The following is a 21,406-nucleotide window of genomic DNA, read 5'->3' on the forward strand; positions in this document are numbered from 1 at the left end:
TGCGGTCTTGGCCGGAGCCTTCTTGGCGGGAGCCTTGGCGGCAACCGTCTTCTTGGCTGCGGTCTTGGCCGGAGCCTTCTTGGCGGGAGCCTTGGTAGCAACCGTCTTCTTGGCTGCGGTCTTGGCCGGAGCCTTCTTGGCGGGAGCCTTGGCGGCAACCGTCTTCTTGGCTGCGGTCTTGGCCGGAGCCTTCTTGGCGGGAGCCTTGGCGGCAACCGTCTTCTTGGCTGCGGTCTTGACCGGAGCCTTCTTGGCCGGAGCCTTCTTGGCTGCGGTCTTCTTGGCAGCAGCCTTCTTGGCTGCAGCCTTGGTGGCCGGTGCTGCTACGCCACGCTTGACTGCCGGGCCGGTGGCCGGAAGCTTCTGTCCACCAGCGATAACAGCCTTGAACTGCGCACCCGGACGGAAAGCCGGAACCGACGTCGGCTTGACCTTGACGGTCTCGCCCGTACGCGGGTTGCGTGCAACACGTGCTGCACGACGACGCTGCTCGAAGACTCCGAAGCCGGTGATGGTCACGCTCTCGCCACGGTGGACGGCGCGGACGATGGTGTCCACGACGTGCTCCACTGCGTCGGTCGCTGTGCGCCTGTCCGAACCCAGCTTTTCAGTCAGAACATCGATGAGCTCTGCCTTGTTCATTGAAATTCCTCCGCTAATTGTGGTCCACCGTCGGACCGACTGAGAACCACGGTAAACCTGATAACGGCAAGAGTCTATGTGCCACGCCAATTCTCATTCAACGTGACTGCGAAATGGTGACCTATTTCTCTTCCCGCGCGGAGTTGCGGATTTCGGTTCAGCCCTGCGAAATTCGAGCCGGAAGGGTAGTCGGTTTCCATGAAGGCCTTGACTTTTCGAACTCGGAAATCGCTTCTACCTGCCGCAATGTCAGTCCGATGTCGTCCAGCCCCTCCAGCAGACGCCACCGTGTGTAGTCGTCAATATTGAACGGCACCACCGTAGTTCCGGCACTCACAGTCCGATTCTCGAGATCTACTGTCAATTCGAGTCCGGGCTGCTCTTCGAGCAACTTCCACAGCAATTCGACGTCGCTCTGCTCGACCTGTGCCGCTACGAGACCGGCTTTTCCGGCGTTCCCACGGAAGATGTCGGCGAACCGCGAAGCGATCACAACCCGAAATCCGAAGTCGGAGAGAGCCCACACGGCATGCTCACGCGAAGAGCCTGTGCCGAAATCGGGACCGGCAACGAGAACGCTTCCCTTGTCGTACGGAGCCAGATTGAGAATGAAGTTGGGGTCGGCACGCCAGCCTGCAAACAGCCCGTCCTCGAATCCCGTGCGCGTCACCCGTTTCAGGTACACGGCAGGGATGATCTGATCGGTATCGACATTCGAGCGTCGCAGCGGGACGCCGATACCCTTGTGCGTGGTAAAGGATTCCATCGAATTTCTCCTCGAGAAGGTAAGTGGGTCAGACCAGATCGGCCGGTGCCGAGAGCGTTCCGCGGACCGCCGTGGCCGCCGCGACGAGCGGGGAAACCAGATGGGTCCGACCGCCTTTACCCTGTCGGCCTTCGAAATTCCGGTTGGACGTCGATGCCGAACGCTCGCCGGGAGCAAGCTGGTCAGGGTTCATTCCCAAGCACATCGAACAACCGGCCTGGCGCCATTCCGCCCCTGCCGCTGTGAAGATTTCACCGAGACCTTCACTTTCGGCTTGAGCACGCACCCGCATCGAGCCGGGAACGATGAGCATCCGAACACCCTCTGCCACATGGCGACCTTCGAGCACCTCGGCCACCGCGCGCAGATCTTCGATCCGTCCGTTGGTGCACGAACCGACGAACACGGTGTCGACAGCAACATCCCGAAGCGGCATCCCGGCGTCGAGACCCATGTAGGTGAGCGCCTTCTCAGCTGCCTGACGCTCGCTCTCGTCGACGATCAGCTCTGGATCGGGCACACGGTCACCGAGTGGCGCACCCTGTCCCGGATTGGTTCCCCAGGTGACGAAAGGCGTCAATGCGCTTGCGTCGATGTGGACCTCGTTGTCGAATTCCGCGCCCTCGTCGGTCTTGAGCAGCTCCCACGCGGCGACCGCTTCGTCCCACTCTGCGCCGGACGGTGCGTGCGGACGACCCTTGATGAACTCGTAAGTGGTCTCGTCCGGTGCGATCATGCCGGCGCGCGCTCCGGCTTCGATCGACATGTTGCAGATGGTCATACGAGCTTCCATCGACAGTTTGCGAATGGCCTCGCCGCGGTACTCCAGTACGTAGCCCTGGCCGCCGCCGGTGCCGATCTTGGCGATGACGGCGAGGATCAAGTCCTTGCTCGTGACACCGGGAGGCAACTCGCCGTCGACCGTGATCGCCATGGTCTTGAAGGGGCGCAACGACAATGTCTGCGTCGCCATCACGTGCTCGACCTCGCTGGTGCCGATTCCCATTGCGAGCGCACCGAATGCGCCGTGCGTCGACGTATGACTGTCGCCGCACACCACGGTGGTTCCGGGCTGAGTCAGGCCCAGCTGCGGTCCGACCACATGCACGATGCCCTGATCGAGATCGCCCATGCGGTGCAAGCGAACTCCGAACTCCTCACAATTTCGGCGCAAGGTGTCGACCTGAGTCTTGGACACGGGATCGGCAATCGGCTTATCGATGTCGATCGTCGGGACGTTGTGATCCTCGGTGGCGATCGTCAGGTCAGGACGGCGCAACGGGCGTCCGGCCAAGCGAAGTCCGTCGAATGCCTGCGGGCTCGTCACTTCGTGAACGAGGTGGAGATCGATGTAGATGAGGTCGGGATCCTGCCCCTCCCCTTTCACGACAACGTGGTCGTCCCACACCTTCTCGGCGAGAGTGCGTGCTTTCTGTGCCATGTCTTCCACCTCTGTACGTAGCCTCGCGTCGGCGGACTACGGGCTGGCCCGCCGCGCGTGAAGTAGGTCCCCAGCTTCTACAGGAGATGCAGGCTGCCCCTGGGAACTGCACTAGCCCTTCAAGAACTGCACTAGCCCTTCAAGAAATGCGCTAGCTCACCAGGAAATGCGCTTGCTCACCAGGAAATGCGGTAGCATCCCACTATGCGAGAAACTGGTATCGACCTATGAGACAGCATAGCGGCATCGGCGTCCTGGACAAAGCAATGGGCGTGCTTCATGCAGTAGCTGAGGAACCGTGCAGCCTCACCGAACTCTGTGCACGAACCGGTTTGCCGCGCGCAACCGCCCATAGGCTCGCCGTCGGCCTCGAAGTCCATCGACTCCTCACCCGCGACTCGGACGGTCAGTGGTGCCCAGGGCCCGGACTCGCCGAACTCGCTGCCACCGCTAATGATCCACTCATTGCGGCGGCCGGACTCATCCTCCCCCGCCTTCGCGAAATCACCGGCGAAAGCGTCCAGCTGTACCGCCGGGAAGGCACACAACGCATCTGCGTCGCATCGATGGAGCCGCCGACAGGTTTGCGCGACACGGTTCTCGTCGGGGCTCGGCTCCCGATGAATGCCGGATCCGGCGCCAAGGTCCTTCTCGCATGGGCAGATCCACAAACCCAACGGACCGTTCTCGCCGATGCGTCGTTCGGCGAACGAGTACTCCTCGAGGTGCGTCGGCGCGGCTGGGCGCAGAGTGCTGCCGAACGTGAGCCTGGTGTCGCCAGCGTCGCGGCTCCCGTCCGCGACTCCGCAGGTGCTGTCATTGCCGCGATTTCGGTCTCCGGCCCCATCGACCGGATGGGTCGGCGACCGGGAGCGCGCTGGGCGGCCGACCTTCTCGCAGCTGCCGAAGCGCTCCACAAGCGTCTGTAATTCGTGACACAGTAAGGTCTTCAGATCCTCGAGCACGCAGGAGTACGACGCGACCATGGCAGGAAAGCAGCGTAGTCAGATCACGATGACCGAGGCCGAAATTTCGAGCTTCGTCGAAAAGAGCCGCACGGCAACGATGGCGACGTTGAGCGCTGACGGAATGCCTCACCTGATCGCGATGTGGTTCGCGATAGTCGACGGCGAAATCTGGTTCGAGACCAAAGCCAAGTCGCAGAAGGCCGTCAATCTTCGCCGGGACGCCCGTATGTCCGTGCTGATCGAAGACGGCCTGACGTACGACACGCTCCGAGGGGTCTCGATGGAAGGCACCGGAGTGATCGTCGAGGATCCGGAAGCCCTCTTCGCGGTGGGAATCAGCGTCTGGGAGCGATACACCGGCCCGTACACCGACGATCTCCGCCCCGCCGTCGACGCGATGCTCCACAAACGCGTCGCGGTACGGTTCGTTCTCGATCGCACTCGTTCGTGGGACCACGGCAAGCTCGGGATGCCTGCGATGCCTCTTTCCGGCTCTACCGCACCGCCGCCGCAGCCCCGAGATTCGTGAGCCGATAAATCACGAGCATTCGAATTCGGGCCGGCGTAGTTTCACCAACAGGCCCAACAACAAGGAGTGAGCATATGAGCGATCTCGACAGCAACACCCCGTCCGAACCCGAATCCCAATCGGAGGAGACCAAACGAAAGTTCCGTGAGGCCCTCGAACGGAAGAATCATCAGAACGCCAAATCGACCGACCATCGCGACGGACAGTCCAAGGTCCACAACACGCACGGCCCAGCCGATCACAAGCGAGAGTTCCGTCGTAAGAGCGGATAGTCCGGACAACAGAGTGAGATAACGATCACCCCCAGTCGAATTCGATTGGGGGTGATTGCTTTTCGCGACCCGATGAAGGTTTCCCGGACACACGAAAAGACCCTCCGATCAATGATCGGAGGGTCTTTCCTTTGTAGCCCCGACGGGATTCGAACCCGCGCTACCGCCTTGAGAGGGCGGCGTCCTAGGCCGCTAGACGACGGGGCCAGGACACGCTTTTAAACGTGGTATTTCAGTCTTGCTCTTGGATGCTCAGCAAGCTTAGCTTGTCTGAGTCCGGCCACAAAATCGACCGGATTTCCGCTGGGGTACCAGGACTCGAACCTAGAATGGCGGTACCAGAAACCGCTGTGTTGCCAATTACACCATACCCCAAGGTCTTGCTCACCAGCCTTGCCCGATCCGCTTCGCTGTTGTGCTCGGCGGCTCGTCTCCGGCCGAAAAGAAGATTACCAGTACCCCTGCCCCAAATACCAAATCGTATGGTCACGGGAGGTTTTTGCTTCATTTTCGGCCGGAAGACCGCCCGATCTAGGCGGTTACGGCTGCCCTACCTGCTCGCAACCGCGCGAGAGAGATGTCGCGACCGAGCAATTCCATCGACTCGTAGAGCGGAGGGCTGATGTGAGAGCCCGTGATCGCCACTCGCACCGGGGCGAAGGCCTTACGCGGCTTGAGCTCCAGATCCTCGATGAGGGCTTTCTTGAGAGCTTCCTCGATGCTTGCCGCCGTCCACTCGGAGACAGCGTCGAGCGCAGCAAGCGATGCGTCCAGAACCGGTCCCGCATCTTCCTTCAGGTTCTTGGCCGCTGCAGCCGGATCGAGGGCAAACGACGCCTCGTCGACGAACAGGAACTTCAGCAGATCCCACGCGTCGGACAGAACGACGATGCGCGTCTGCACGAGGTCCGCAGCAACAGTGAACGTCGCTTCGTCGACGTCGGCACTGATGTGGCCGTGCTCCACCAGGAACGACTTCAGTCGGGCCGCGAAGTCGGCCGGCTCGAGCAAGCGAATGTGCTCGGCGTTGATCGCGTCGGCCTTCTTCTGGTCGAAGCGCGCGGGGTTGGAGTTGACCTTGGAGACGTCGAAGGCCGCCACCATCTCGTCGAGCGAGAAGACGTCGTGATCGTCGGCGATGCTCCACCCGAGCAGAGCCAGATAATTCAGCAGTCCCTCGGGGATGAAGCCCCGATCACGGTGAATGAAGAGGTTGGACTCGGGATCGCGCTTGGAAAGCTTCTTGTTGCCCTGACCCATCACGAACGGCAGGTGCCCGAACGACGGTGTGAAATCGGCAATACCGATGCGGATCAATGCCTCGTACAACGCGAGCTGACGCGGAGTCGAGGACAGCAGGTCCTCGCCGCGCAGTACGTGGGTGATCTTCATCAACGCGTCGTCGACAGGGTTGACCAGCGTGTACAGCGGAATACCGTTGCCGCGAGTCAACGCGAAGTCCGGGACGGTGCCTGCTTTGAACGTGGTCTCGCCGCGAACCAGATCGTTCCACGTCAGATCGTGATCGGGCATCCGGAGTCGGACGACGGGCTTGCGACCCTCGGCAATGTAGGCGGCGCGCTGCTCTTCGCTGAGGTCGCGATCGAAATTGTCGTATCCGAGCTTCGGATCGCGGCCGGCAGCCTTGTGCCGCGCTTCCACTTCTTCGTTGGTCGAGTACGACTCGTAGGCCTCCCCCGCGGCAAGCAGCTTGGCTACGACGTCGAGATGCAGGTCACGACGCTCGGACTGGCGATACGGCGCGTGCGGCCCGCCGACCTCCGGGCCCTCGTCCCAGTTGAGCCCCAACCAGCGGAGGGCGTCGAGGATGGCCTGGTAGGACTCTTCACTGTCGCGCTGCGCATCGGTGTCTTCGATACGGAACACGAACGTGCCGCCGTGGTGACGTGCGAATGCCCAGTTGAACAAGGCTGTGCGCACCAAACCTACGTGCGGGGTTCCGGTGGGTGACGGGCAGAAACGGACGCGTACTTCGCTGTTGGTCATGGCTCACTTGGCTCGGCGATGGTGGATGGTCGTACTACAGGTTAGTCCGGTAGCCCTTCCTCCATCCCCCCGATCACCTACCCGGCAGGACGTTGATTCTCGTCATGTCACCGTCGTAGTAGGCGAGTAGTCGCTTGTCCATGACCTTTCGCCACAGCGGTGGCACCCACGCGCACACGATCATGACCGCGTAACCCGCAGGAAGTTGCGGCGCTTCGGCCGCACTGCGCAGGCTCTGGTACCGCAGACGCGGATTCGCGTGATGGTCGCTGTGGCGTTGAAGCTGATAGAGGAACAGGTTGCTGACCACGTGGTCACTGTTCCAACTGTCCTCTGGTGAGCAGCGGACGTACGAGCCGTCAGGCCTCTTTGCACGAAGCAATCCGTAATGCTCGAGATAGTTTGCGGTCTCGAGGAACGTGAATCCTGCAATCGCCTGAACGGCCAGCCACGGTGCGATTTCCCACCCGAACACCGCGATCAGGCTGCCGAACAGAACAACGCTCATCGCCCACGCGTTCAGGATGTTGTTCCGCCAACTCCAGGTCCGCCGTCCTTGACGCTTCAGTCGAGCGCTTTCGATCCGCCATCCCGAGCGCAGACCGCCGATGACACTGCGAGGCAGGAAGAACCAGAAGTTCTCCTTGTAGCGCGAGCTGGCCGGGTCCTCCGGCGTCGCGACGCGGACGTGGTGACCATGGTTGTGTTCGACGTAGAAATGACCGTAGAAGGACTGCGCCAGCGCTACTTTCGCGAGCCACTTCTCGAGCTTCTCACTCTTGTGCCCTAGTTCATGTGCCGCATTGATTCCCACACCGGCAACAACGCCGGCAGTCATCGCGAGAGCGAACTTCTCCCCCGCAGCCATCGGCGCATTCACCCAGCACCACGCGACGAACACGAGACCGACGTATTGAAGGGGCAGGAACAAGTATGTGCACCAGCGGTAGAAACGATCCTCCTGCAGATGTGGAATCGCTTCGTCCGGCGGACTGTTCCCGTCCTCGCCTGCCAGAAGATCAATCAGAGGAATGACGATGACGATCAGCCACGCCCCGATAGCCCAGAAGAGCCCCAGGCTGAATTTGTCGACCAGGAACCAAGCAGCAAAGGGACTGAGCGGCACCAGCAAACCCAACGGCCACAGGTAGCGCTTCTTGTCTCGCCACACCGGCCGCTGCCCGTTCCGCGCGTCCCCAGCCGCCGTCCGGGAGGCTTCCGCGAAAGTCGTCATCTGTCACCACGTTTCTGCGCAATCCACTCGATTGCCCCATCGGCTTCTATCCAGTTATCGGCCACCCTACTGCTCAGCGTTACATTTCAGGGAATTTGGTCTGATATCGGTTGCGGCAGCAAACCCTCGCGGCGAAGGCCTCCAATCCGGGAATTTCGGTCAAAATGCCAGGGCAGAGCTAACGAAGCTTTGCTTGACTCATGAAACCTGCAGGTCAGTCACGGAGTGCGATCGGCTGGAGTGGGGCGGCAATCCAGACCGCCCTCCAACCGATAGTTACCATCTTGCAACTTTTCTCGATGGACAACTCGCGAGCTCACGGCACGACGGAGGCCCCATCCGGTAAGGATGGGGCCTCCGTCTTCGTGTGACTGAACGAATCGGGTCAGATCAACTCTTGGCGGTCACCGGGTTCGTGAGCGTGCCGATCCCCGAGACCGTGACCGACACGGAATCGCCGTCGACGATCGGGCCGACTCCGGCGGGCGTGCCGGTGAGGATGACGTCGCCGGGCAGGAGGGTCATCACCGCCGAGATCCACTCGATGATCTTCGGAATGTCGTGGAGGAGGAAAGCCGTGCTGCTGTCCTGCTTGACCTGACCGTTCACCTCGGTCTTGATGTCCACGTCGGACGCGTCGAGGCTGGTTTCGATCCAGGGTCCGAGTGGGCAGAACGTGTCGTGCCCCTTCGCACGCGTCCACTGCCCGTCGTGACGCTGATGATCTCGCGCCGACACGTCGTTGGCGATCGTGTAGCCGAGGACCACGCTCAACGCCTTCGCCGCGGGAACGTCCTTACACGGCTGACCGATGACTATCGCGAGTTCACCCTCGAAGTGCACCTCGTTGGAGGTGGGAGGCAAGACGATCGGGGCACCCGGACCGACGATGGACGTATTGGGCTTGAGGAAGATCACGGGATCCGCGGGAGCTTCGCCGCCCATCTCGGCAATGTGGTCGGCGTAGTTCTTACCGATGCAGATCACCTTGCTCGCCAGAATCGGGGCGAGAAGGCGAACATCGGCGAGTGGCCAACTTCGGCCGGTAAATGTGGGATTCCCGAACGGGTGCTCCGCGATCTCCTTGGCGACGAGGGCATCCTCTTCACCTTCGATACTGACGAACGCAACACCATCGGGACTGGCAATTCGACCAAGACGCATGAACGCAAGTCTATCCGGGTGCCGGATACGCCTGACGCGCGCAAGCCGAAAGGCTTACGCGCGTCAGTCTCGTTGGAAGAATCCCTACAGTGCTGCGGTGATCCGGTCACCGATCTCCGTGGTGGAGATGGGGCCTTCGCCTCGCGTTGCCAGGTCCGCGGCAACTACTGCCTCGACCCGAGCGGCGTCGTCTTCGCGACCGAGGTGACGAAGGAGCAGTGCAGCGGACAGGATCGCGGCAGTGGGGTCGGCGATCCCCTTGCCTGCAATATCGGGAGCACTACCGTGCACCGGCTCGAACATCGACGGATTGGTACCCGACGCGTCGATGTTTCCGCTTGCGGCCAAACCGATTCCACCGGTCACCGCGCCGGCGAGGTCGGTGATGATGTCACCGAAGAGGTTGTCCGTGACGATCACGTCGAAGCGCGAGGGGTCGGTGACCATGTAGATCGTGGCCGCGTCGATGTGGCAATACGCGGTTTCGACGTCCGGGAACTCGGCGCCGACGGTCTCGATTGCACGCGTCCAGATCGCGCCCGCGTTGGAGAGCACGTTGGTCTTGTGAATCAAGGTGAGGTGCTTGGACCGGGTCTGCGCCAAGGCAAATGCGTAACGCACCACGCGCTCGGCACCGAACCAGGTGTTGATCGACACCTCGGTCGCGATCTCGTGATCGGTACCGACGCGGATCGCTCCACCGTTTCCGGTGTACGGACCCTCGGTTCCTTCACGAACCACGACGAAATCGATCTCCGGCTGAGCCGCCAACGGCGACAAAGCACCCGGATACAGCTGTGCGGGGCGAAGATTCACGTGATGATCGAGCTGGAAACGCATGTTCAGCAGCAGTCCACGCTCGAGGATGCCGGGTGCGACGATCCGCGGATCCCCGATGGCGCCCAACAGGATTGCGTCGTGCTGACGAATCTGGTCCAGCTCGTCGGCCGGAAGCAACTCGCCGGTGGCGTTGTAGCGACGGGCACCGAGATCGTATTCGGTGGTTTCCAGATCCGGAACCAACTTGCCGAGCACCTTGAGCGCTTCGGCTGTGACCTCGACGCCGATTCCGTCACCCGGAATGACCGCAAGCTTCATGGAGTCCTCATCTCAGTAGAACTGTGCGCCTTTATTAACCGCGGGCGGTTAATAAAGGCGCACAGCAAAAACAAATCAGGAAAGGTCGACCTGGGCGACGCGAGCGTCGAGCTGCGAGACGATTGCCTCGACCTCGGTGTCACCGACGACGCGATCGACGCGCAGGATGACCGTTGCGCCTTCGCCCTCGGCGTCCTGGCTCAACGCTGCGGCGAGAATATCGACGCCCGCGTTACCGAGAACCGTGCCGAGCACACCGAGAACGCCCGGACGATCGCTGTAGTGAACGACGATGTTGTGGCCCTCGGCGCGCAGGTCGAAGCTGCGTCCGTTGATGTTGACGATCTTCTCGACCTGCTGCAGGCCGGTGAGTGCGCCCGTGACCGACGTGACCGTGCCGTCGGCGGCAACCGCACGAACCTCGACCGCACTGCGGTGAGCAAGAGCCTCTGAGTGCTTCTCGACCGACACGGTCACGCCGCGCTGCTCGGCAAGTGCCGGAGCGTTGACGAACGTGACAGCCTCGTCGCTGCTGGCGGAGAACACGCCGCGCAGTGCAGCCAGGCCGAGGATGTCGACGGTTTCGGCCGACAGCTCGCCGGTGGCGACAACCTGCACGGTCTGAACTGCCTCGGGCGACAGCGTCGCAGCGAGGAGACCCAGCTTGCGGACGAGCTCGAGCCACGGAGCAACTTCTTCGCCGACGGGGCCACCGGAGACGTTGACGGCCTCGGGAACGAATTCGCCTGCCAGAGCGAGGAGAACACTCTTCGCGACGTCGATGCCTGCGCGGTCCTGAGCCTCGGACGTCGATGCACCGAGGTGCGGGGTGACAACGACGTTGTCGAGACCGAACAGCTTGGAATCGGTGCACGGCTCGGTGCTGAACACGTCGAGACCGGCGCCGCGAACCTTGCCGGAGACCAGTGCGTCGTAGAGCGCATCTTCGTCGATCAGACCACCGCGGGCGGCGTTGACGATGATGACGCCGTCCTTGGCCTTGGCGAGACGCTCGGCGTTGATCAGGCCGGCCGTTTCCTTGGTCTTGGGCAGGTGCACGGAGATGAAGTCGGCGCGCTCGACGAGCTCGTCGATGGTGACCAGTTCGATGCCGAGCTGCGCTGCGCGCGCTGCGGGCAGGTAGGGGTCGTACGCGATGATCGTGGTCTCGAACGCAGCGAGACGCTGCGCGAAGAGCTGGCCGATGCGGCCGAGTCCGACGACACCGACGGTCTTGCCGAGGATCTCGACACCGTTGAACTTGCTTCGCTTCCAGGTGTTCTCACGCAGGGTCTTGTCTGCTGCGGGAATCTGGCGAGCGGTCGACATGAGGAGCGCGACAGCGTGCTCGGCAGCGGAGTGAATGTTGGAGGTCGGTGCGTTGACGACCATCACGCCGCGCTCGGTGGCTGCGGGGATCTCGACGTTGTCCAGGCCGACACCGGCGCGGCCGATGATCTTCAGCTTGGTGCCGGCAGCCAGAACCTCGGCGTCGACGGTGGTGGCGGAACGGACGAGAATCGCGTCGGCCTCGGGTACCGCGGCGAGCAGCGCCGGGCGGTCGGGTCCGTCGACCCAACGCACCTCCACACCGTCACCGAGCGCCTCGACTGTGGACGGCGCGAGCTTGTCGGCGATCAGAACAACGGGACGGCCAGGCTGGCTCACGTGCAAACTCCCTGATTAGGTGGGTGTGAAGGTGGTTTAACCACCGATAGTTTAGTGCGCGCTGACTTCGAATCCACAACGCGGTAGGCAATACCACATAGTGGACACTTGCGCGGGCAAATTCTCGATGGAATATGAATCCGGACTCAGCCGACCCGGAAAACGACTCCGGCCCAATGCCGTGCTGGTTCAACGGAATTGAACCGGCGCGACATCAGGCCAGTGGAGACGTAGAGCGTGAAACTGCGAATTACGCGGTTTCGGTGATCGGACGATCGACCCAGCTCATCAGGTCGCGCAGCTTCTTGCCGGTGACCTCGATGGGGTGCTCGGCGTTGGCCTTGCGCAGGCCCTCGAGCTCGGTGTTGCCGTTCTCGACGTTGGCAACCAGACGACGGGTGAACTCGCCGGACTGGATGTCGGCCAGGATCGCCTTCATGCGCTCCTTGGTGTCGGCGTCGATGACGCGCGGGCCGGAGAGGTATCCACCGAACTCAGCGGTGTCGGACACCGAGTAGTTCATGCGGGCGATGCCACCCTCGTACATGAGGTCGACGATGAGCTTGAGCTCGTGCAGAACCTCGAAGTACGCCATCTCGGGTGCGTAGCCGGCCTCGACCATGACCTCGAAACCGGTCTTGACCAGTTCCTCGGTGCCGCCGCACAGCACGGCCTGCTCGCCGAAGAGGTCCGTCTCGGTCTCTTCCTTGAACGTGGTCTTGATGACGCCTGCGCGCGTTCCACCGATGCCCTTGGCGTAGGACAGAGCGAGAGCCTGGCCCTCACCCTTGGGATCCTGGTCGATGGCGATGAGCGCGGGAACGCCCTTGCCGTCGACGAACTGACGACGCACCAGGTGGCCGGGTCCCTTGGGCGCGACCATGCCGACGGTGACGAACTCCGGAGCCTTGATCAGGTCGAAGTGAATGTTCAGGCCGTGACCGAAGAACAGCGCGTCGCCGTCCTTGAGGTTCGGCTCGATGTCGTTGGTGAAAATGCTCGCCTGAGCGGTGTCAGGTGCGAGCACCATGATGACGTCGGCCCACTCGGAAACCTCGGCCGGCGTACCGACCGTCAGCCCCTGCTCTTCAGCCTTTTCACGGGACTTCGAGCCTTCCTTGAGGCCGATGCGCACATCGACGCCCGAGTCACGCAGGCTCAACGAATGGGCGTGGCCCTGGCTTCCGTAGCCGATCACAGCAACCTTGCGGCCCTGAATGATCGACAGATCGGCATCGTCGTCGTAGAACATCTCGACTGCCACAGTTCTCAACCTCTCCTTGGATTTTTACGTGTCTAAAAGTACTAGCGGGTGGCCGTGATCGACTTCGGCCCTCGACCGACTGCCACGACCCCGGACTGAACGATCTCCCGGATACCGTACGGATCAAGCATCCGCAGCAGTGCATCCAGCTTGGACCGAGTACCGGTCGCCTCGATGGTGACGGACTCCGGGGAGACGTCGATCACCTTGGCGCGGAACAGGTTCACCGTTTCGATGACCTGCGTGCGCACGCTTGCATCTGCGCGCACCTTGATGAGCACGAGCTCGCGAGCGACGGATGCTTCACCGTCCTGCTCGACGATCTTGATGACGTTGATCAGCTTGTTGAGCTGCTTCGTCACCTGCTCGAGAGGGAACTCGTCGACCGTGACGACGATGGTCATACGTGAGATCTCGGGGATCTCGGTTCCGCCCACCGCAAGGGATTCGATGTTGAATCCGCGGCGGGAGAAAAGTGCGGAGACGCGAGCCAGCACGCCTGGCTTGTCCTCGACGAGAACACTGAGGGTGTGACTGGTGCTCACTTCTGATCCTCCCCTGTGCCCGCGGCGGGTCCGGCTTGCTCGCGTGACATGGCTTCGTGGATGACGGCGGGCTCGGCAACTGCCTCGTCGTCGTCGAACAGCGGCCGGATGCCCCGGGCCGCCATGATTTCGTCGTTGCTCGTTCCGGCAGCGACCATCGGCCACACCTGTGCGTCGGCGGTGACGATGAAGTCGATCACGACAGGCTTGTCGTTGATGGACTGCGCCTCACGGATCGCAGCTTCGACGTCTTCTTCGCGCTCGACACGAATTCCGTGGCAGCCCAATGCTTCTGCGAGCTTGACGAAGTCCGGGATGCGGATGGCGCCGTGCGTTCCGAGGTTGGTGTTGGAGTAGCGCTCTTCGTAGAAGAGTGTCTGCCACTGACGCACCATGCCGAGGTTGCCGTTGTTGATCAGGGCAACCTTGATCGGAATACCTTCGAGTGCGCAGGTTGCGAGTTCCTGATTGGTCATCTGGAAGCAGCCGTCACCGTCGATCGCCCACACCTCGGTGTCAGGCATGCCCATCTTGGCGCCCATGGCTGCGGGAACCGCGTAGCCCATGGTGCCGAGTCCACCCGAGTTGAGCCACGTGCGGGGCTTCTCGTAACCGACGAACTGCGCAGCCCACATCTGGTGCTGGCCGACGCCGGCACAGTAGATGGCATCCGGTCCGGCGAGCTTGCCGACGGTCTGGATGACGTACTCCGGACTCAGCTGACCGTCGGTGGGGCGGTCGTAGCTCAGCGGGTACGTACGACGGATGTCGTTCAGGTACGCCCACCACACGGTGAGGTCGAACGTGGTACCCGTGGCCATGTCGGCACGGATCGCCTCGATGAGTTCGGTGATGACCTCTTTGCAGTCGCCCACGATCGGGACGTCCGCGTAGCGGTTCTTGCCGATCTCGGCCGGATCGATGTCAGCGTGGATGACCTTGGCATCGGGCGCAAAGGAATTCAGTTGACCGGTGACGCGGTCGTCGAAACGCGCGCCGAGGGTGATCAGGAGATCGCTGCGCTGCAGAGCGGCGACCGCGGCAACGGTGCCGTGCATACCGGGCATACCGCAGTTGAGGTCGTGGCTGTCCGGGAACGCGCCGCGGGCCATCAGTGTGGTGACGACGGGGATTCCGGTCAGCTCGGCCAATTCGAGCAGCTCCGGCGAGGAGTCGGACTTGATGACGCCGCCACCGACGTACAGCACCGGTGACTTGGCGTCGGCGATCAGACGTGCAGCTTCACGTACCTGCTTGCCGTGCGGCTTGGTGACCGGGCGGTATCCCGGCAGACGCATCTCCGGCGGCCACGAGAACGTGGTCTGCGACTGCAGGATGTCCTTCGGGATATCGACCAGGACGGCGCCGGGGCGACCACTCGCCGCGAGGTAGAACGCCTCGGCCATGATTCGCGGGATGTCGATCGCGTCGGTGATCAGGAAGTTGTGCTTGGTGACCGGCATCGTGATGCCTGAGATGTCGGCTTCCTGGAAGCCGTCGGTACCGATCAGCGAGCGCGCCACCTGTCCGGTGATCGCGACGATCGGAACGGAGTCCATCTGCGCGTCGGCCAGCGGCGTGACCAGGTTGGTCGCACCGGGACCCGAGGTAGCCATGCACACGCCGACCTTGCCGGTCGCCTGGGCGTAACCGGTGGCAGCGTGGCCTGCACCCTGCTCGTGGCGCACGAGCACGTGGCGGACCTTGACCGAATCGAAGAGTGGGTCGTAAACCGGGAGCACGGCACCGCCGGGAATACCGAATACCGTGTCGACCTCGAGCTCTTCGAGGGCTCGAACCACAGACTGCGCGCCGGTTACCCGCTCAGGCGGGAGCTGGCGACGGTTGGCCGTCTGGGTTGCGGCAGCCGCGGTTGTCGGGCTCGGTGTCCCTGACTTGCGCGGCGTTGGTTGAGGCCGTGCTGTTGGTGCGCTCACTGGGAAATCCTCTGATTTGGCTCCGGGCAACAAAAAACCCCCGTCAGCATCTGCTGAGCGAGGGTGGCGCGTCGTTATCTGGTGAGTTGAAAAATCGACTCAGGCGACGACGCGCCGGCCGATTACGAGCAACTCATTCTGTTTCACGCACTCGACAGTAGAGGCGCTAGTCGCGAACGGCAAACTTGGTGAGTCGACCGTCCCAGAATCTGAGATACATCGGCTGCAATGCGAAGATGTAGAGGTGTCAACTTCGCAGCAGCCCGTGCCACCGGCTCAATCATCCCACACGCCGAAACCACTTCGGCACGTCATCCGCATTTCGCAGCTCGCTTACATGGCGTGCGCGTTCCTTCTGTTCGCGGTCAGCTTCCCGATCTTCGGGTGGCCCGTCGCCTTCAGCTGGTTGCTGATCCTTCCGATCATCGCCGTCTATCTCGTCGCGCGACTGCGCACCACCGTCAGCCCTGACGGTCTCGAGGTCCGCTCGACGTTCTCCAAGCGCACCCTCGCCTGGGACGACGTCAAGGGTTTCCGCTTCCCGAAGCGCAGCTGGGCGCGCGCAGAACTCACCGACGGAACCGAGGTGACCTTGCCTGCGGTCAGCTTCGTCAGGCTTCCCGAGATCGCGATCGCCAGCGGCGGCCGCATCACTGATCCCTATGCATCGGCCGCAGAAGCCTTCGCCGCCAAGGAAGCCGAAGAGGAAGACGCAGCGGCAGAAGCCGAAGCAGAAGCCGAGGTCGAGTCCGACAACGCCGACAACGGTTCGGTCCAGCCCGAAGAGAAGCGCCAATAGCACGCGAGTAGCGTTGAAAGGCCCTCGCTTCTATTTGAGTGGACCAGCAACGATCACATAAGGAACACGCCCATGCCCCCGTTGAGGTCACGCACCACCACCATCGGACGTAATGCTGCCGGAGCCCGATCCCTGTGGCGCGCCACAGGAATGACGGATTCCGACTTCGGCAAGCCGATCGTCGCCGTAGCGAACTCGTACACCCAGTTCGTACCCGGCCACGTGCATCTCAAGAACGTGGGCGAGATCGTTGCCGAGGCCATCAGTGCAGCCGGCGGCGTCGCTCGTGAGTTCCACACCATCGCAGTCGACGACGGCATCGCAATGGGCCACGGTGGAATGCTCTACTCACTCCCGAGCCGCGAGATCATCGCCGACTCGGTCGAGTACATGGCAAACGCCCACACGGCCGACGCACTGGTGTGTATCTCCAACTGCGACAAGATCACTCCCGGCATGCTCAATGCCGCGATGCGTCTGAACATCCCGACCGTCTTCGTCTCCGGCGGTCCGATGGAGGCTGGTAAGGCAGTGGTCGTCGGCGGCGTAGCCCAAGCCCCCACCGACCTCATCACCGCGATCTCCGCCTCTGCCAACGATGCCGTGTCCGACGAAGGCCTCGACGAGGTCGAGCGCAGCGCGTGCCCGACGTGCGGGTCCTGCTCCGGCATGTTCACCGCCAACTCCATGAACTGCCTGACCGAAGCCCTCGGTCTCGCATTGCCGGGCAACGGCTCCACGCTGGCAACTCACAAAGCGCGTCACGCACTCTTCTCTCGTGCGGGCACCACAGTGGTCGAGGCTGCACTCAAGTACTACCGCGACGGCGACGAGTCGGTTCTGCCGCGCAACATCGCGACCCCGGCAGCGTTCCGCAACGCAATGGCTCTCGACGTCGCCATGGGCGGTTCCACCAACACCGTCCTGCACACGCTGGCTGCGGCGCAGGAAGGCGAGGTCGATTTCGACCTCGACACCATCGACACGATCAGCCGCAAGGTGCCGTGCCTGTCCAAGGTCTCCCCCAACTCGGACTATCACATGGAAGACGTCCACCGCGCCGGCGGAATCCCCGCACTGCTCGGTGAGCTTCGCCGCGGCGGACTCCTCGAAACCGACGTCTCCACCGTGCACACCAAGAGCTTCGATCAGTGGCTCGACGACTGGGACATCCGCTCCGGCAAAGCAACCGACGAGGCCATCGAGCTGTTCCACGCGGCTCCCGGCGGCGTGCGCACCATCGAACCGTTCTCCACGGACAACCGTTGGTCTGCCCTCGACACGGATGCGGCCGGCGGCTGCATCCGCGACGTCGCGAACGCCTACACCGTCGAAGGCGGCTTGGTTGTCCTGCGCGGCAACATCGCACTCGACGGCGCAATCCTCAAGACAGCCGGCATCGACGAGGAACTGTTCTCCTTCCAGGGCCCGGCGCTGGTCGTCGAATCTCAGGAAGAAGCCGTCTCGGTCATCCTGCAGAAGAAGATCAAGGCCGGCGACGTTCTCGTCGTGCGCTACGAGGGCCCCAAGGGCGGACCCGGCATGCAGGAAATGCTGCATCCCACCGCCTTCCTCAAGGGCGCGGGCCTCGGTAAGGAATGCGCACTGATCACCGACGGTCGTTTCTCGGGCGGAACCTCCGGGCTGTCCATCGGCCACATCTCCCCCGAGGCTGCCGCAGGCGGAGTCATCGGACTCGTCCAGAACGGCGATCAGGTTCGCATCGACGTCGCCTCTCGCACGCTGGAGATCCTTGTCGAGGACGACGTCCTCGCCGAGCGACGCGCCAAGATGGAGACCTCGGAGCGCCCGTGGCAGCCGGTCGATCGTCAGCGCACCGTGACGACAGCGCTGCGCGCCTACGCCGCTCTGGCAACGTCCGCCGACAAGGGCGCGGTTCGCTACGTTCCGTAAGTTCTGCCAAGAATCGAGAAAAGATCCCCGGCCGCTTTTCGGCCGGGGATTTTTTCTGTCAGTGTGCGTGCGGCTCGCGACAGAGTCGGGTTCATCTCGCCTCGGAGTTCGCCATGTCACGCCTGACGCTGTCGGAGAAGAACGCGGGACCGACCGCGTCCGAACACGCCATACCCCTTCGGTGGTGTATGAGCCTGAACCACAACCCAATCCGATCATCCCGTCGCCGACACACTCTGCCACGACACCTGATTGACGCTCGAGTGCATCCAGGTACGCGGTGTTGCTCCGGCGAGGTGAAACCAGTTGGGTTGATGCAACTCATCGAGAGCAAGACCGACCGACAGGTACCGAATAACCGGGCGACACGCGGAGCACCAACGGAACGATATGAGCTATCAGACATTTCAGACCGAATCGCGCGTCCGGCTCGTGAGCGAATTCACTTGGACGTAGGGTTCCAGACACCAGCTGATCAATTCAGATACATGAGGGGGGATGACTTTCAGTCAGGTGATCATTTCGGTCAGTTCGAGCGAGCTGACTTGCACACGGCGCTCACCAGTGGTTCCCTCATCAGGTCGCTGAGACGCACATCACAACGACGACAGTCAGCCACCGCCCGTCACCCACAAGGTCGACGAGGAAACAACCAAGGAGCAATACATGCCCGGAGTCGGCATATGGCGCACCAAATCCGTCGAGCAATCGATCGCGGACACCGACGAGCCTGAGACAAAGCTCAAGAAGGAATTGACCGCGAAGGACCTCACGGTATTCGGAGTCGCCGTCGTCATCGGCGCAGGCATCTTCACGCTCACTGCTCGAACCGCAGGCAATGTCGCAGGACCCTCCATTTCACTGGCATTCGTTCTCGCTGCCATTGCCTGTGGCCTTGCCGCACTGTGTTACGCGGAGTTCGCCTCCACTGTTCCGGTCGCCGGCAGCGCATACACGTTCTCCTACGCGACGTTCGGTGAGTTCGCGGCCTGGATCATCGGCTGGGACCTCATCCTCGAGTTCGCACTCGCCTCCGCTGTCGTCGGCAAGGGTTGGTCGCTCTATCTCGGCAACGTCATCGGTGCCAGCGGCAGTACCACCGCGCACATCGGATCGATCAGCTTCGACTGGGGCGCACTGCTCATCATCGGAGCGATCACGCTGATCCTCGCGATCGGCACCAAGGTTTCCTCGCGAGTCTCCGCAGTCATCACCGCAATCAAGATCGCGGTAGTACTGCTCGTCATCGTCGTCGGCGCGTTCTACATCAAAAAGGAGAACTACTCCCCCTTCATCCCGCCGTCCGAGGGGGCCGAGAGCTCTGCCAGCGGAATCCACCAGACATTGTTCTCCTGGCTGACCGGCGCCGGTGGAAGCAGCTACGGCGCATACGGATTGCTCGCCGCCGCCAGCCTGGTGTTCTTCGCATTCATCGGATTCGACGTGGTTGCGACCACGGCCGAGGAAACCAAGAACCCGCAGAAGTCGTTGCCGCGCGGAATCTTCGGCTCGCTCGCCATCGTCACCGTGCTCTACGTTGCCGTCACACTCGTCCTCACCGGCATGGTCAAGTACACCGAACTCAAGGACGGCAGCCCGCTGGTCGGCGATTCCAGCGCCACCCTTGCCACCGCATTCGAGGCAAACGGAATCGGTTGGGCACAGACGGCCATCAACTTCGGTGGCCTGGCCGGCCTGACAACAGTCGTCATGGTCATGATGCTCGGCCAGACCCGCGTCCTGTTCGCCATGTCCCGTGACGGCCTCATGCCGCGCAGCCTGGCCAAGACCAACGCCAAGGGCATCCCACTGCGCATCACGCTGATCGTCGGCGGCATCGTCGCCGTCCTGGCAGCCTTCTTCCCCATGGGCACGCTCGAAGAAATGGTCAACATCGGCACGCTCTTCGCGTTCGTCCTGGTCTGCGTCGGCGTTATCGTCCTGCGCCGCACCCGCCCCGACCTGCCGCGCGGATTCCGCGTCCCGCTGGTTCCGTTCGTTCCGATCGTCGCCGTGCTCGCCTGCGGTTGGCTGATGCTCAACCTCTCGGTCGAGACCTGGATCCGCTTCCTCGTCTGGATGGCCATCGGTGTGCTCGTGTACTTCGCGTACGGACACCGCAAGTCGGTCCTCGGTCGCAAGCTCAAGGACGGAACGGCCATCCCGTCTGCGAATGCCGATCCGGTACTCGTCAAGGACTGATCTGTCACAAACGAACCGCCGCCTTCCGATTCGGAAGGCGGCGGTTCGTTTTGGTTGTGCGAATTTCAGATGAGCGGATTGGCACCGTTCAGGAAGATCCAAGTGCAGACGCCGGCAGCGATGCCGAGAATCAAGACCACGAGTGACCCGACAAACGGGCGGGTGGCCCAGCCCCGACGACCATCCAGTGCGATTCGGCCAGGACCCGTCAAGATGATGACGCCGGCGCAGATTCCCAGCAGCATCTCGTATTCGGTACCGGCCGGGGCGAAGTACTCGAGACCCGGGGCGCTCGCCTGACGCAGCGCCCACGCGTTGATCATCACGGCCAGAACCGACGCTGCCGCAACGGGAGTCAGCAACCCGAGGATGAGGAGCGCGCCACCCGCGACCTCACCGACGGCGCCGAGTATCGCCATCCACTTCGCCTGCTGGAACCCGGCATCCGCCAGCATCGTCTCGAACCCGCCCAGACCCGGCCCGTTCCAGATACCGGTCAACTTCTGCAGACCGTGCACCAACGCAGTTCCACCGACGGCCAACCGCAAGGCAAGCAAGCCGAGGTCGAGAGTGCCTCGACTCCGCGGAGCCTCCGTTGTACCTGCCACCGCTTCGGCGGTGGGGACAGCGGCGATCGGAGCGTCGTACGCCGTCTCACGCTCGAGAGCCACCGTCGGTTGATCCGCGCCCGGTGCGCGATACGTCGGTATCTGTTCGGTGAGGGAGTTGGCGTTCGTGGAACCGAAGTCAAGATCGTCGTCGGTACGCGGCAACGGGTTTTTGGCGCTCACCGTCGGAAATTGTTCGGTGGGCGAATCATACGGACTGGACACATTGCCCGTCGGCTTGTCCGCATCCGACAACTCGCTGGGATCTTTTCGCTCGTCAGTCACGTAGGTGAGCCTATGACCGATTCACGAACTCGACGGGGAACCTTGGTCCGGCGTGGCGGCATC

General features: G+C 62.5%; 18 protein-coding genes and 2 tRNA genes. 6 read left to right on the top strand and 14 right to left on the bottom strand.

Going from position 1 to position 21,406, the window contains the following annotated elements; genetic code table 11:
- The 3 genes from ACFWAD_RS13755 to leuC form a co-directional block, all read right to left on the bottom strand.
- The coding region (locus ACFWAD_RS13755; RefSeq protein ID WP_378544638.1) for an HU family DNA-binding protein at positions 1 to 642 on the bottom strand (642 nt) is incomplete at its 3' end.
- Between the two features lie 157 nt (positions 643 to 799).
- Complete coding sequence (leuD, locus tag ACFWAD_RS13760; RefSeq protein ID WP_230812838.1) at positions 800 to 1,408, bottom strand: 3-isopropylmalate dehydratase small subunit; 609 nt, start codon at positions 1,406 to 1,408, stop codon at positions 800 to 802.
- A gap of 28 nt (positions 1,409 to 1,436) precedes the next feature.
- Entirely contained in the window at positions 1,437 to 2,858 is a 1,422-nt protein-coding gene (gene leuC / locus ACFWAD_RS13765; RefSeq protein ID WP_317555338.1) for a 3-isopropylmalate dehydratase large subunit, read from the bottom strand.
- Between the two features lie 218 nt (positions 2,859 to 3,076).
- Between leuC and ACFWAD_RS13770 the strand changes: the two genes are divergently transcribed.
- From ACFWAD_RS13770 to ACFWAD_RS13780, 3 genes are all read left to right on the top strand, one after another.
- The gene (locus ACFWAD_RS13770) at positions 3,077 to 3,778 is read left to right on the top strand and encodes an IclR family transcriptional regulator (protein ID WP_007729342.1); all 702 of its coding nucleotides are present in this window, start codon (positions 3,077 to 3,079) and stop codon (positions 3,776 to 3,778) included.
- 55 nt (positions 3,779 to 3,833) lie between these two features.
- Positions 3,834 to 4,346 (top strand): pyridoxamine 5'-phosphate oxidase family protein, encoded by a 513-nt coding sequence (locus ACFWAD_RS13775; protein ID WP_378544641.1) that lies wholly within the window; start codon positions 3,834 to 3,836, stop codon positions 4,344 to 4,346.
- Between the two features lie 74 nt (positions 4,347 to 4,420).
- Positions 4,421 to 4,618: a DUF5302 domain-containing protein gene (locus tag ACFWAD_RS13780; protein ID WP_007729345.1), complete on the top strand. Its 198-nt coding sequence runs from the start codon at positions 4,421 to 4,423 to the stop codon at positions 4,616 to 4,618.
- Between the two features lie 134 nt (positions 4,619 to 4,752).
- On the opposite strand, the gene ACFWAD_RS13785 is transcribed toward ACFWAD_RS13780, so the two are convergent.
- The 10 genes from ACFWAD_RS13785 to ACFWAD_RS13830 form a co-directional block, all read right to left on the bottom strand.
- A tRNA-Glu gene (locus tag ACFWAD_RS13785) sits at positions 4,753 to 4,825 on the bottom strand.
- A gap of 96 nt (positions 4,826 to 4,921) precedes the next feature.
- Positions 4,922 to 4,993, bottom strand: a tRNA-Gln gene (locus tag ACFWAD_RS13790).
- 156 nt (positions 4,994 to 5,149) lie between these two features.
- Positions 5,150 to 6,625 carry a glutamate--tRNA ligase gene (gene gltX, locus ACFWAD_RS13795; protein ID WP_378544644.1) on the bottom strand — a complete coding sequence of 492 codons (1,476 nt, stop codon included), beginning with the start codon at positions 6,623 to 6,625 and terminating at the stop codon, positions 5,150 to 5,152.
- A 73-nt stretch (positions 6,626 to 6,698) separates the two neighbouring features.
- Positions 6,699 to 7,859, bottom strand: a complete 1,161-nt coding sequence (locus tag ACFWAD_RS13800) for an alkane 1-monooxygenase (protein ID WP_378450046.1) — start codon at positions 7,857 to 7,859, stop codon at positions 6,699 to 6,701.
- A 390-nt stretch (positions 7,860 to 8,249) separates the two neighbouring features.
- A complete protein-coding gene (locus ACFWAD_RS13805; RefSeq protein ID WP_230812824.1) occupies positions 8,250 to 9,023 on the bottom strand; it encodes a fumarylacetoacetate hydrolase family protein in 774 nt (257 codons plus the stop codon).
- 84 nt (positions 9,024 to 9,107) lie between these two features.
- The gene (locus ACFWAD_RS13810) at positions 9,108 to 10,121 is read right to left on the bottom strand and encodes a 3-isopropylmalate dehydrogenase (protein ID WP_003944691.1); all 1,014 of its coding nucleotides are present in this window, start codon (positions 10,119 to 10,121) and stop codon (positions 9,108 to 9,110) included.
- Between the two features lie 75 nt (positions 10,122 to 10,196).
- The gene (gene serA, locus ACFWAD_RS13815; protein ID WP_378450047.1) at positions 10,197 to 11,789 is read right to left on the bottom strand and encodes a phosphoglycerate dehydrogenase; all 1,593 of its coding nucleotides are present in this window, start codon (positions 11,787 to 11,789) and stop codon (positions 10,197 to 10,199) included.
- A 250-nt stretch (positions 11,790 to 12,039) separates the two neighbouring features.
- On the bottom strand, positions 12,040 to 13,041 hold the full coding sequence (gene ilvC / locus ACFWAD_RS13820) for a ketol-acid reductoisomerase (protein WP_030535412.1): 1,002 nt from the start codon (positions 13,039 to 13,041) through the stop codon (positions 12,040 to 12,042).
- A 53-nt stretch (positions 13,042 to 13,094) separates the two neighbouring features.
- Positions 13,095 to 13,598: an acetolactate synthase small subunit gene (ilvN, locus tag ACFWAD_RS13825; protein ID WP_003944718.1), complete on the bottom strand. Its 504-nt coding sequence runs from the start codon at positions 13,596 to 13,598 to the stop codon at positions 13,095 to 13,097.
- Entirely contained in the window at positions 13,595 to 15,535 is a 1,941-nt protein-coding gene (locus ACFWAD_RS13830; RefSeq protein WP_378450048.1) for an acetolactate synthase large subunit, read from the bottom strand. The genes ilvN and ACFWAD_RS13830 overlap by 4 nt, the downstream gene beginning before the upstream one ends.
- Positions 15,536 to 15,800: 265 nt before the next feature.
- Between ACFWAD_RS13830 and ACFWAD_RS13835 the strand changes: the two genes are divergently transcribed.
- The 3 genes from ACFWAD_RS13835 (at position 15,801) to ACFWAD_RS13845 (ending at position 20,450) form a co-directional block, all read left to right on the top strand.
- Positions 15,801 to 16,334 carry a PH domain-containing protein gene (locus ACFWAD_RS13835; RefSeq protein WP_378450054.1) on the top strand — a complete coding sequence of 178 codons (534 nt, stop codon included), beginning with the start codon at positions 15,801 to 15,803 and terminating at the stop codon, positions 16,332 to 16,334.
- Between the two features lie 72 nt (positions 16,335 to 16,406).
- Positions 16,407 to 18,248 carry a dihydroxy-acid dehydratase gene (gene ilvD / locus ACFWAD_RS13840; protein WP_378544647.1) on the top strand — a complete coding sequence of 614 codons (1,842 nt, stop codon included), beginning with the start codon at positions 16,407 to 16,409 and terminating at the stop codon, positions 18,246 to 18,248.
- Positions 18,249 to 18,914: 666 nt separating this feature from the next.
- Positions 18,915 to 20,450 carry an amino acid permease gene (locus ACFWAD_RS13845; RefSeq protein WP_378533850.1) on the top strand — a complete coding sequence of 512 codons (1,536 nt, stop codon included), beginning with the start codon at positions 18,915 to 18,917 and terminating at the stop codon, positions 20,448 to 20,450.
- A gap of 65 nt (positions 20,451 to 20,515) precedes the next feature.
- Here the strand turns inward: ACFWAD_RS13845 and ACFWAD_RS13850 are convergent, their stop codons facing one another.
- Positions 20,516 to 21,343 (bottom strand): DoxX family protein, encoded by an 828-nt coding sequence (locus ACFWAD_RS13850; RefSeq protein ID WP_378544650.1) that lies wholly within the window; start codon positions 21,341 to 21,343, stop codon positions 20,516 to 20,518.
- Between the last annotated feature and the right edge of the window lie 63 nt (positions 21,344 to 21,406).

Origin of the sequence: Rhodococcus sp. NPDC059969 (assembly GCF_042738325.1) — a bacterium.
Lineage (GTDB): Bacteria > Actinomycetota > Actinomycetes > Mycobacteriales > Mycobacteriaceae > Rhodococcus_F.

Coding starts and splice junctions, on each gene's coding strand:
- leuD (WP_230812838.1), bottom strand. CDS start 1,408: ATGGAATCCTTTACCACGCACAAGGGTATCGGCGTCCCGCTGCGACGC.
- ACFWAD_RS13770 (WP_007729342.1), top strand. CDS start 3,077: ATGAGACAGCATAGCGGCATCGGCGTCCTGGACAAAGCAATGGGCGTG.
- ACFWAD_RS13775 (WP_378544641.1), top strand. CDS start 3,834: ATGGCAGGAAAGCAGCGTAGTCAGATCACGATGACCGAGGCCGAAATT.
- ACFWAD_RS13780 (WP_007729345.1), top strand. CDS start 4,421: ATGAGCGATCTCGACAGCAACACCCCGTCCGAACCCGAATCCCAATCG.
- gltX (WP_378544644.1), bottom strand. CDS start 6,625: ATGACCAACAGCGAAGTACGCGTCCGTTTCTGCCCGTCACCCACCGGA.
- ACFWAD_RS13800 (WP_378450046.1), bottom strand. CDS start 7,859: ATGACGACTTTCGCGGAAGCCTCCCGGACGGCGGCTGGGGACGCGCGG.
- ACFWAD_RS13805 (WP_230812824.1), bottom strand. CDS start 9,023: ATGCGTCTTGGTCGAATTGCCAGTCCCGATGGTGTTGCGTTCGTCAGT.
- ACFWAD_RS13810 (WP_003944691.1), bottom strand. CDS start 10,121: ATGAAGCTTGCGGTCATTCCGGGTGACGGAATCGGCGTCGAGGTCACA.
- ilvC (WP_030535412.1), bottom strand. CDS start 13,041: ATGTTCTACGACGACGATGCCGATCTGTCGATCATTCAGGGCCGCAAG.
- ilvD (WP_378544647.1), top strand. CDS start 16,407: ATGCCCCCGTTGAGGTCACGCACCACCACCATCGGACGTAATGCTGCC.
- ACFWAD_RS13845 (WP_378533850.1), top strand. CDS start 18,915: ATGCCCGGAGTCGGCATATGGCGCACCAAATCCGTCGAGCAATCGATC.